Source organism: Desulfobacterales bacterium (assembly GCA_034003325.1).
Lineage (GTDB): Bacteria > Desulfobacterota > Desulfobacteria > Desulfobacterales > JAFDDL01 > JAVEYW01.
The window spans coordinates 294,191-304,578 of record JAVEYW010000005.1 but is presented as its reverse complement, the minus strand read 5'-3'; the positions used below and the strand labels follow the sequence as shown (position 1 = coordinate 304,578).

11 protein-coding genes are annotated in these 10,388 nt (G+C 49.9%); 2 read left to right on the top strand and 9 right to left on the bottom strand.

What is annotated here, in order from left to right:
- Positions 1-1,593: 1,593 nt before the first annotated feature.
- Positions 1,594-1,917, top strand: coding sequence for a hypothetical protein (locus RBT11_07645; protein ID MDX9786632.1), 324 nt, complete (start codon positions 1,594-1,596; stop codon positions 1,915-1,917).
- Positions 1,918-1,956: 39 nt separating this feature from the next.
- On the opposite strand, the gene folE2 is transcribed toward RBT11_07645, so the two are convergent.
- The 7 genes from folE2 to lon form a co-directional block, all read right to left on the bottom strand.
- Positions 1,957-2,751 (bottom strand): GTP cyclohydrolase FolE2, encoded by a 795-nt coding sequence (gene folE2, locus RBT11_07640; GenBank protein MDX9786631.1) that lies wholly within the window; start codon positions 2,749-2,751, stop codon positions 1,957-1,959.
- Positions 2,752-2,801: 50 nt separating this feature from the next.
- Positions 2,802-3,536: an ATP-binding protein gene (locus RBT11_07635; protein ID MDX9786630.1), complete on the bottom strand. Its 735-nt coding sequence runs from the start codon at positions 3,534-3,536 to the stop codon at positions 2,802-2,804.
- A 20-nt stretch (positions 3,537-3,556) separates the two neighbouring features.
- A complete protein-coding gene (rpoZ, locus tag RBT11_07630) occupies positions 3,557-3,763 on the bottom strand; it encodes a DNA-directed RNA polymerase subunit omega (GenBank protein MDX9786629.1) in 207 nt (68 codons plus the stop codon).
- A 44-nt stretch (positions 3,764-3,807) separates the two neighbouring features.
- The gene (gene greA / locus RBT11_07625; protein MDX9786628.1) at positions 3,808-4,275 is read right to left on the bottom strand and encodes a transcription elongation factor GreA; all 468 of its coding nucleotides are present in this window, start codon (positions 4,273-4,275) and stop codon (positions 3,808-3,810) included.
- A gap of 120 nt (positions 4,276-4,395) precedes the next feature.
- A complete protein-coding gene (locus tag RBT11_07620) occupies positions 4,396-5,067 on the bottom strand; it encodes a phosphatidylserine decarboxylase family protein (protein MDX9786627.1) in 672 nt (223 codons plus the stop codon).
- 72 nt (positions 5,068-5,139) lie between these two features.
- Complete coding sequence (tsaB, locus tag RBT11_07615) at positions 5,140-5,859, bottom strand: tRNA (adenosine(37)-N6)-threonylcarbamoyltransferase complex dimerization subunit type 1 TsaB (protein ID MDX9786626.1); 720 nt, start codon at positions 5,857-5,859, stop codon at positions 5,140-5,142.
- 3 nt (positions 5,860-5,862) lie between these two features.
- Positions 5,863-8,304, bottom strand: coding sequence for an endopeptidase La (gene lon / locus RBT11_07610; protein ID MDX9786625.1), 2,442 nt, complete (start codon positions 8,302-8,304; stop codon positions 5,863-5,865).
- Positions 8,305-8,615: 311 nt separating this feature from the next.
- Here lon and RBT11_07605 point away from each other — a divergent pair, with 311 nt between their 5' ends.
- On the top strand, positions 8,616-9,401 hold the full coding sequence (locus RBT11_07605; GenBank protein MDX9786624.1) for a prepilin peptidase: 786 nt from the start codon (positions 8,616-8,618) through the stop codon (positions 9,399-9,401).
- Positions 9,402-9,417: 16 nt separating this feature from the next.
- Here the strand turns inward: RBT11_07605 and RBT11_07600 are convergent, their stop codons facing one another.
- Together RBT11_07600 and RBT11_07595 are read right to left on the bottom strand one after the other, a co-directional pair.
- Positions 9,418-9,879 (bottom strand): MauE/DoxX family redox-associated membrane protein, encoded by a 462-nt coding sequence (locus RBT11_07600; GenBank protein ID MDX9786623.1) that lies wholly within the window; start codon positions 9,877-9,879, stop codon positions 9,418-9,420.
- Positions 9,872-10,351, bottom strand: a complete 480-nt coding sequence (locus RBT11_07595) for a rhodanese-like domain-containing protein (GenBank protein MDX9786622.1) — start codon at positions 10,349-10,351, stop codon at positions 9,872-9,874. The genes RBT11_07600 and RBT11_07595 overlap by 8 nt, the downstream gene beginning before the upstream one ends.
- Positions 10,352-10,388: the final 37 nt, after the last annotated feature.

Below are 10,388 nucleotides of genomic sequence, written 5' to 3'. Positions count from 1 at the left end.
CAGCCCCTCCCATCACGCAAAAACAGCCCCTTCCTGAAATAGAGACAGTAATGAGGGCTTTTTATTTAACGATAGGGGGGTCAAAATTGGGTTATCGCAGGGGGTCAATTTTGGGTTGTCATTTCGAACTTCATTGTCTTCGGTTAGGGCATGCGCATTTGCAAAGCTGACTCCTAAACCCGAAAGGCTCGCAACACTGACACCCGCCGTAGCGGTTTTAATGAAGTCCCTCCTTGAAAACCTACTTCTAACATATTCATTGCTTTTCATGGGTTTCCCTCGCTGAGGATACGTAAATTTAAAGATTATCACGTTGCTGGATGTAACCGATTAATTCCAAATATTTTAACTACGTAATATTGTGATTACATTATATCGCTTATCTAACTTTATAGGTTTTCATTTCACCTTTTTTTAGGTCTGTCAAGAAAAAAATAAAAAAACCAATTACCTATACCTTTAGATAATTAATCGGGTTTTATTAAAGCATGGGTAAGTGCATATGTCGGCCACACAATCACGAAAGCCGGTTCAGAAAAGGATGGGATCCACTATGTTTAAAATTCGCGCATTGAAAGGATTTAACAATGTGCTGCCTCCACTTTAAAACGTAACAACCTTAAACATTTTTTGGACCCATGCCGAAATTGCTGGTTTTAAAGATGTGGTGCGGCCGTTGTTTGATTTCAGGCGGCAGCGGTCCGGCGCGCCGCGAGGCCGACCCGGCGTTCATGTGTTCCAATTAGCACGGGGTATGGCGGGCTTTTAAAATCCGTTATACTGCCTTGGCGTCAAAGACGTAATACTTCAACGCATGCGGCATCGCCGCGTGGATACTTTTGCAATAATAGCGTTCTTTCAGTCACAGGATATAACGGGGCCTGCAACCCGCAATGGTGCCGATGGCGCCCTTTGAGCCCCACCATGAAAGCCTCTTCGCTCTGGCAGAGTGACAAAACGCCGTTTTCACCGATTCAAGCCTTGCATGTCTTCCACGGCCCACATGAGTTCAGGGCTCTGGCCATAAATACTGTAGCCCACTGAGTAACGGTATGGGATTGTTTACTGTCGCCGTATTTCCCCCAACATTTCCACTGCCAACTGTGAGGGCCTTGCAAAAAGTCGTTTAAATTAACTTTCTGAAATATTATCTTAATCGGCCGCGAAGAAAGGGAAATCACCACCTTTTTTCCTGATGTCGCGGGGTTTTCAGAAATTTCGGAAAGGTTAACGCCTGACGAACATCATACTCGACCCAAAAAGGAACTGTGGATAAATTTGAGGGGGATGCCATTATTGCCAAATTCGGCGCACCCAACCTATTGCCGGATCATGCTGCGGTAGCTTGCCGGGCATGTATTCATATGCAAGATAGGCTTAAAATGCTTCGGGAAAACTGACAATCCAGAGGAATGCCAGCATTAAAAATGCGTATCGACATGAACACGGGCCCCGCAGTCGTCGGGAATATGGGCTCCAAAAGCCGAATAAACTACGCTATGATGGGAGATACGGCCAATGCGGCCAGTCGCCTTTAAGGGGTCTATAAAGAATACGGCACTTACATCCTGATCAGTAAATCGACTCACTTGGATGCTGGCTGGAAAAACAATTGCGGCCTGTGAACTCGACACCATTTGCGTGATCGGCAAAAAAGAAGCCCTGCGCGTTTATGAAATTCTCGGTTTTACCGGAATGCTACCCCAGGGGGTAATACAAACGGCAAGCCTCTATGAAAATGGGTTGAGTGTCTACCGGCATCAGAATTGGGAGAGCGCCACCAAATATTTTCGCCGGGCATTGGCGGTCAAACCGAAAGATGGTTCGAGTCAAACCATGCTCGCTCGTTGCCTGAATTCCAAAATTCAACCACCGAATAAAACCAGGGATGGCGTTTATGCAATTAAAACAAAATAAGGGAGCGTTTCATCCGTCAGAGCCGTAACGAGCTGTGATTTAATCATCAGCGCCGTAGCCTCTTTTGTCGCCGGTGATATGGGCAAATGCGCTATGATTGTGTATCGACTCGAAGTTTTCCGCACTGACCGAAAACCAGGTGATATTATCATCCCCGTATAGATGCAGCGCGATATCCCGGACAATGTCCTCGACAAATTTCGGATTCTCAAACCCTTTTTCAGTCACGGATTTTTCATCCACGCGCTTTAATACGGAGTAGACCTCACAGGAAGCGCTCGATTCCACCAGCTCGATCATATCCTCCAGCCAAATAAATTTCTTGAACCGTGTGGATAAACTCACCTCCCCCCGCTGATTATGTGCCCCCGCGTCACTGATTTCTTTTGAACAGGGGCACACGGAGGTGATGGGGACGAGTACCTCGGACATAAGATCCACCCGACCGTCTCGATCGCTGGAACCGATAATGGAACAGGTGTAGTCCATCAGCCCGGGGGCACCGCTTACCGGTGATTTTTTCTCAATAAAATACGGAAAGGATATCTCGATATGCGCCGAAGCGGCGTTCAGGTGCGCCTTCATCTGCGCCAAAACCGCGGAAATGTTTTTGATCGAAAATTCGGGCCGGATCATCTGCAGAATTTCAACAAACCGGCTCATGTGCGTTCCCTTGGTGCTGTGCGGCAAATCGACATACATATTAATGGATGCAACGGTGTGTTGAATGATATTGGCGCGATCTTTAACCGTTACGGGGTAACGCAGATTTTTGATGCCGACTTCATCGATGGGTATATTTCGGTAGTCGGGAAGACTCTGAATATCTTTCATGTTAGAACTCTTTTTTCGACCTGTCAGGGGGCGATCATTCCAAACGGTTGTTACCTTAGCAGGTAATCCGGTTTTACATGGCTCATAGCCCGAAATATATTGCCCTTAATTTTCCGGTTTTGTTGATACAATTGATTTAAAAGCAATCTCATCTCTCGCCGGCTACTCTGCCCGGCTGAAGGGCAAGGGTTTATGAATTCAGGAAAACCGTTGTCCTTTGCAAACCGCCGAATGTCCTTTTCGTCGGCAAACGCCAACGGTCGAATAACCGTAATTTCCCCGTCGAAAAAGGGTTGTGCCGGCAACATCGTGCTGATTTCTCCGGCATAACAGATATTCAAAAATAAGGTTTCGATCAGATCGTCTTTATTATGCCCCAATGCCAATTTGCCGCAACCATTCGCGGCAGCCAGTTCAAATAAGCGCTTTCGCCTGAGACGAGCGCACAAAAAGCAAGGATTCTCGCGGTTCTCTTCGCCATGGGCAATCGAGCCGATATTCGTGTTCACCACTTCAAGCCGGTAGCCGTTACGGCGGCAATAGTCTTGAAGTGGTACACTGAAGCCATTCTCAAATCCGGGATCGATATGAAAGGCAAAGATCTCGTAATTTACCGGTATTCGCGGCAGTCTTTCCTTGAGAATATAGATCAGGGTTAGGCTGTCAGCCCCCCCGGAAAGCCCTAAAGCGATCCGATCGCCGTCGGCAATCATGTCATATTGATGAATCGCTCGGCCAACGGCGTGGTTCAGTTTTTTATAGGTATAATCCGTTTGCTTCGGCACGAAAAAGAATACCTGCTGCGTTACTCACCCTTTGCCTCCTGTTCCTTACGAATAATTTTGCCTGCGGCGATTTCACGAAGCGCGACGACAATATCTTCATTTTTAGGAGAATTAACTAGATATTCAGAACCTTCCCGTATCTGACGCACTCGTTTGGACGCCATATTGACTAACACAAAACGATTTGCAACACGTTTGAGACAATCCTCAACGGTAATTCTCGCCACTAAAAACCTCCCTAAATTCAATTAATTAAGCGATTGATGCGCAGTTACAAGATTTCGATCAACTCGTAGCAACGCTTGCCGCCCGGTGCCGCCAGTGTGATCTCATCGCCCGGTTTTTTCCCTAAAAGCGCCCGCCCCAACGGGGAGGATACGCTGATTCGACCTTTTTTAATATCCGATTCATCCGGTCCGACAAGTTGATATTCCACGTTTTCTTCCGTGTCCACATTGGCAAGCAACACCGTAGAGGCAAAAACAGCCTTGTCTTTCGGCAGATTGGAAGGATCAATGATATCGGCATTGTTGATTTTGAAGCTCAACTCGGCAATTCTGCCTTCAATAAACCCCTGACGTTCCTTGGCGGCTTCAAATTCCGCATTTTCAGACAGATCGCCGTGGCTTCTGGCTTCCTCAATCGCCCGAATGTTTTGAGGTCGCTCCACTGTTTTGAGAAGCTCCAGCTCTTTTTTGAGGGTTTCATACCCCCCTCTGGTAATCGGTACCCTTTCCAATATCAGACTCCTTGTGCATAAAAGCGAATTTTTTTAGGTAATGCCGGCAAAGGAAAAATGCCCTTCCTCATCGACATTCCATCAACTGGTATCCTTCCGGCGCCGATGACTTGTTTTGCGTTAAGTCCATTCCCCTATAATCGAGGCCCCTGCTGTTACCTTTTGCCCGACCTGGATTGAAATTTTCGCCTCCACGGGCAGGTAAACATCCACTCGGGAGCCAAAGCAGATCAACCCCATCCGCTGTCCTCTTTGCACCGACTGGCCCGGTTGTACCCCGCAAATAATACGCCTGGCAATCAGACCGGCAATCTGAACCATGCACACGGATTTCCCGGACGCAGTTATCAGGTAAACCGCATTGTGCTCATTGTCCGTCGAGGCCTTATCCAGATTCGCGGATACAAACTTACCCGGAAAATAGCGAACCTGCTGAACCGTCGCGTCACAGGGTATCCGGTTTACGTGAACATTAAACACGGACATAAAGATACTGATTTTACGGCAGGGTCCATCAGAAAACCGGCTGGAAGCCAGTTCTTCCACAGCAACGACTTTGCCATCCGCCGGCGCCACCAAACCGTTTTCAATACACGGCACCACCCGGTCCGGATCCCTGAAGAAAAAGCAAATAAACAAGGACACCACCAATCCCAGAAGGGCCGGGACGGTGAGGCCAAGCAAGGCGAGCACGGCCGTGGTGAAAGAAGCTGCGAGAATAAAAGGAAAACCGGCCCTTGCCACCGGATAAGCCGTCTGGCTCGGCGGGTCGGGCCATGAGAAGTTGGTCATGATTGGATCCTGTTGTGTATCGCTGGTGACAAGTTCATGCCCCGTTCAATTGAAAGGGGGCTAAAATTAATCCTACATATCGAAACATGGCAAACCTGTCAATTCTTCTCGTATTTTTTTGTTTGATTCCGCATAGGAGCGGCGCAGGTATCGGGGCGCAAGCGCGGCGGCATCGGTGCACTGATTATTTTGAAATGCTATCCGGCCCAGATGCCATATGGTCGAGGCCCGAATGGTATGTTGAAACGATAAGGCAAAGGCGGCCTTTTCCCCCAGTGTTGTGGTGATCAATTCCCTGTATTTTAGCGCGCCGTCGCCGACAAAGAGGCAAGGCGCTTCAATTCCCTTACACGCCGAATCGGGCGTTGCGGACTGGTCATCGGCCCGTCTTTCAAGCCGGCCCGACGCCATTTGAAACCGGGCGAAATAAACTTCCCGGTTTCGGGCATCAAGCATCGGGCAGATGAGCTGAGAAGCTGGTGATGCCTGCGCCGCAAGCGCTTCAAGGCTCGAAATGCCGGCTACCGGCTTTTGGGTAACCAATGCCAACCCCTTCATCGTGCTGATGCCGATTCGAAGCCCCGTAAAACTGCCAGGACCAACCGTAACGGCAAAGCCGTCCATCTCATGCAAGGTAAGCCCGGCCATTTGCAATACCTGGTCCACCATTGTCATCAGGTGCCTGGAATGGGTTTCCCTGCGCGAAGTGACCATTTCAGACAGCAGCTCATTCCCATCCGCCACGGCGACACTCCCGCATCCGGAAGCCGTGTCCATCGCCAGAATCCGCATGGATCAATTCGCCTTTTGTTCAGACTTTCGTTTGGCACCCGTCTTTTTTTTGACAATGGGTTTCCGCGCGGGCATTCCCGGCATCGCGATGGGCAGCACCTGGTCCATGTCGCTGACCGGAACAAAGGTTAGTTTCCGCTTAATGTTGGCGGGAATCTCGGAAATATCCCGTCTATTTTTTTCCGGTACAATAATGGTTCGAATCCCGGCGCGTAGCGCGCCCATGGCTTTTTCCTTCAGTCCACCAATCGGCAGAACACGGCCTCTCAGCGTAATTTCACCCGTCATGGCCACATCCTTGTTGATCGGCTGATTGGAAACAACCGATAATAATGCCGTGGCCATCGCAATCCCGGCGGAAGGCCCGTCCTTTGGAATGGCACCTGCCGGTACATGGATATGAACATCCTGATTGTCGAACACGTTGCTTTTGGCGCCGAAGGCTTCCATGTTGGTGCGAACGTAACTCATGGCGGCCCGTGCGGATTCCTGCATGACCTCTCCCAATTGCCCGGTAATAATCAATTCGCCCTTACCCCCCATCAGCGTGGCCTCCACATAAAGCACTTCGCCACCCACCTGGGTCCAGGCCAAACCGGTGGCAAGTCCGATCTGACTCTCCTCCTGGTCCATTTCCTTGATGAATTTCGGAACCCCCAGATAGGTCTGAAGATGGCTTCGGGTAAATTTCCCGATCCCTTTCTCCCCTTCGGCAATCTTGCGAGCGATCTTTCGGCAGATGGTGCCGATTTCCCTTTCAAGATTTCTTAACCCCGCTTCCGAGGTATATTCCTCGATCATTTGCGATAAGGCGCCCTCGCTGATTTCAATTTTTTTTGCCTTTAACCCGTTCTCCTTCAATTGCCTGGGAATCAGAAAATCCTTTGCAATCTGAAGCTTCTCCTCATGCGTGTAGCCGGACAAATTAATCACTTCCATGCGATCCAGCAACGCGGAAGGAATCGTGTCCGTCTGGTTGGCGGTCAAAATAAACATCACGCGGGAAAGATCAAAGGCGAGGTTGAGATAGTGATCGCTGAACTCCCGATTTTGTTCCGGATCAAGTGCTTCCAAAAGCGCCGAAGAAGGATCTCCGCGAAAATCCGAGCCAAGCTTGTCAATCTCATCCATCATGAATACCGGGTTATTCGTGCCGCATTGCTTAAGCCCCTGAAGGATTCTTCCCGGCAAAGCGCCGATATAGGTCCGGCGGTGTCCTCGAATCTCGGCTTCATCATGAATTCCGCCGAGCGAAATGCGGTGGAATTTTCGTTTCATGGCTTTGGCAATGGCCTGGCCCAACGATGTTTTTCCGACACCGGGAGGGCCCACAAAGCAAAGAATCGGCCCCTTCATGGTGGGATTTAATTTTCGAACACTTAAGTATTCCAGAATCCGGTCCTTCACTTTTTCCAAGCCGTAATGATGAGTATCCAGCACCGATTTGGCATGCGTGATATCGAGAAAGTCCTTGGTCGATTTACTCCACGGCAGTTCCGTCAGCCAGTCCAGGTAAGTCCGGACCACGGAAGATTCCGCTGAGTCCGGGTGCATCTGCTCCAGCCGTTTAATCTGCTTCATGGCCTCGGTTTCCGCATCCGCCGGCATTTTGGCCTTTTTTACCCGCTTGCGGTATTCTTCCACCTCTATCGCTCTTTCATCGTTCTCACCCAATTCCCGATGAATGGCACGCACCTGTTCCCGAAGAAAATAATCCCGCTGGCTTTTTGAAATCTCATCACGCACATCAGACTGGATTTTGGCCTGCATCGCCGAAAGGTCCACTTCTCTGGAAAGAAGATCGTTTACCTTTCGAAGCCGTTCGACCGGGTCGAAAAGCTCCAGCACTTGCTGGGACTCCTCGATTTTAAGCCGAAGGTTGGATGCCACCAGGTCCGCAAGCTTGCCCGGATCCTCCATGCTCTCCAAAATCACCCCGACATCTCCAGTCATCTCGCCGCGCAATGCAAGGATTTTCTCAGAATGCTCCCGCACATTACGCATCAGGGCCTCGACCTCCAGCGTAATCTCGGTCATCGGTTTTTCCTCGACGAATTCCACCTGGACCCGGTAATGCGGCTTTTTGCGAACGTATTTAATCACCCGTCCCTTTGCAACGCCCTGAACCAGTGCTTTTACCCTGCCATCCGGCAATTTGAGCATTCGTAATATGCGCCCGACCGTTCCCACCGTGTAAATGTCATCAGGCCCCGGATTTTCAACATGCGGGTCTTTCTGGGTCGCCAGAAATAAAAAGCGATCTTGCGTAACGGCCTCTTCCGCGGCGCGAACGGATTTCTCGCGCCCGATAAACAAGGGAAGCAGCATGTCAGTAAAAATGACCACATCCCGCACGGGCAACAAGGGTAACGGATTGGGAACATTCGCTTCCTTGTCGTCTTCATCAATAATGCTTATCAGATCGTCCCTGTCGGTCTCAGCCATTTTTTCTCCTGTTTATCTTCAAATCCACCTAAACCCCAGAGCGCTTGCCTAACCCGTCCGGCCTTACCGGAAAAAAGTTGGGCATGAGGTCGCGGATCAAGCCTTTTAAAAAAATTCTTGATTCAGCTTTGAATAGTTCCGCTGCGTTGGCACGCATGGCAGATGGGCGCCATTCACGCTATCCAAACGGTATAGTATAAGGCATATTTTCTCTTTTACAATACCAACTTGATTTTTTTACGGAACTTCTTTAGTGTTCGGCTTTAATAAAACGCCATAAAATCCCGGCCCTTTGAAAGGATGCCCCCGCCATGGACCTGTTTTTCCCGACCCTCATCGTGTTCCTTTTCGGCCTTTGCGTCGGCAGCTTTCTCAACGTCTGCATTTACCGCCTTCCGAAGGGCAATTCGATCGTTCGACCCCGTTCCATGTGCCCGGTCTGCCATACCACCCTTCAGGCACGGGATAATATTCCGATTCTCTCTTATCTGTTTCTCGGTGGCAAATGCAGGCAATGTCGAACGCCCATTCCCCTTCGCTATCCCCTGGTCGAGCTGATCACCGGCTTGCTGGCCTTGGCAATCGTTTTCCGGTTTTCACTAACGCCTGCAGCCCTAATCTTTTTCGTCTTTTCCGCCGCGCTCATCGTCGTGACCTTTATCGATATCGACCACCAGATTATTCCCGATGTGATTACGCTGCCGGGAATTTTCATTTTTTTTGCCGCCTCGTTCCTTTTACCGCACTCTGATCTCAAGACCCCGCTGATCCGGTCCCTTTTGGGCATTTTATCCGGCGGCGGAAGCCTTTTTCTGGTGGCATGGGCCTATCATGCGTTAACTGGGAAAGAGGGAATGGGCGGCGGGGACATCAAGCTGCTGGCCATGATCGGCGCCCTATTGGGTTGGCAGGGTGTGTTGTTTACCATTTTTACGGGCTCAACCGCCGGGTGCCTGGTTGGATTGCTGCTCATGAGATCCTCCCAACAAAAGATGAAATTGAGAGTTCCCTTCGGCCCCTTTCTTTCCCTGGGCGCTTTGCTCTATGTTTTTTGGGGCCCACATCTGATCCATTGGTATTTCAATCTGCTGAGATAACGAGTGTTTCAAATTTTCATGTAACCAAACACCCCTTGCGAGTTCCCCGAAACGCCATGATATAGATTCCCCCCATCAGGCAAATGACATCGCGCACCAGCAGCGTCACTGCGGCCGATGGCCCCTGTGTATTCCGAATGGAAAAACAGCCGCAGTCAAACTCATGGCCTCTTAGCAGATTGATGGAAATCGCAACAATAAAGGCGATCAGCATCGTGTTGATTAATAACGCGGCCGATTTTGGATATATACCCAGCATCAGGGCCAGACCGGCATAACCTTCCAGGAACGGCAGAACGATGGCCGTCAGGTTGATCACGTCGTTCGGAACCAATTGATATCCATATAGTATTTTTGCAAACTGCGCTGGGTTAAGGATTTTATGAAAACAGGCCGTCAAAAAAACAATGCCCAGTAACCAGCGCCCGATCAGTTCCGCCCGGGGACTTGAAAAAAAATGCGTGAAAGAATCATTCAACCGGATACCCCTCCTTTTCCCATGCCGGAAAACCGTCCACAAACACCTGAACCGTTTTAAAACCGAAATCCGTCAGATATTCCGCCAGGATATGGCTGTCTTCGCATTCTCTGCCGGAGCAGTAGGTAATGATGCGGGTTTCGGGGGCATGGGTGTTGATGAACGCTTCTATCCGTTCTTCCATCTCCCCTGCGGGAAAGGGTACGGCGCCTGCGATATGTCCTTCGTTAAACACCTCAACCGGCCGGGCATCGACAAAAAGCGCGCCCCCCCGGTCATAAATCTCTTTTACGATATGAATGTCCCCGATTTCCCGCTCATGGGCCACGACATCGTTTTTGGGCTTTGCGCTGATCACGCCCTTTTCCGTATTCCAGTTCCCAATCAAGGCGATTCCCCAGGGAGAAAAATGATTGACGGTCAATGCCGTCACGACTGCTGCACTAAACAGAATAATAACGCCTTTAACCATAAATGAGCGCCTCCGTCCACCCGAACGCAGAAAGCCG

What these genes read in the sequence shown, in the direction of transcription:
- RBT11_07645 (MDX9786632.1), top strand. Translation starts at nt 1,594, where the DNA reads ATGCTGGCTGGAAAAACAATTGCGGCCTGTGAACTCGACACCATTTGC.
- tsaB (MDX9786626.1), bottom strand. Translation starts at nt 5,859, where the DNA reads ATGCGGATTCTGGCGATGGACACGGCTTCCGGATGCGGGAGTGTCGCC.
- lon (MDX9786625.1), bottom strand. Translation starts at nt 8,304, where the DNA reads ATGGCTGAGACCGACAGGGACGATCTGATAAGCATTATTGATGAAGAC.
- RBT11_07605 (MDX9786624.1), top strand. Translation starts at nt 8,616, where the DNA reads ATGGACCTGTTTTTCCCGACCCTCATCGTGTTCCTTTTCGGCCTTTGC.
- folE2 (MDX9786631.1), bottom strand. Translation starts at nt 2,751, where the DNA reads ATGAAAGATATTCAGAGTCTTCCCGACTACCGAAATATACCCATCGAT.
- RBT11_07595 (MDX9786622.1), bottom strand. Translation starts at nt 10,351, where the DNA reads ATGGTTAAAGGCGTTATTATTCTGTTTAGTGCAGCAGTCGTGACGGCA.
- RBT11_07620 (MDX9786627.1), bottom strand. Translation starts at nt 5,067, where the DNA reads ATGACCAACTTCTCATGGCCCGACCCGCCGAGCCAGACGGCTTATCCG.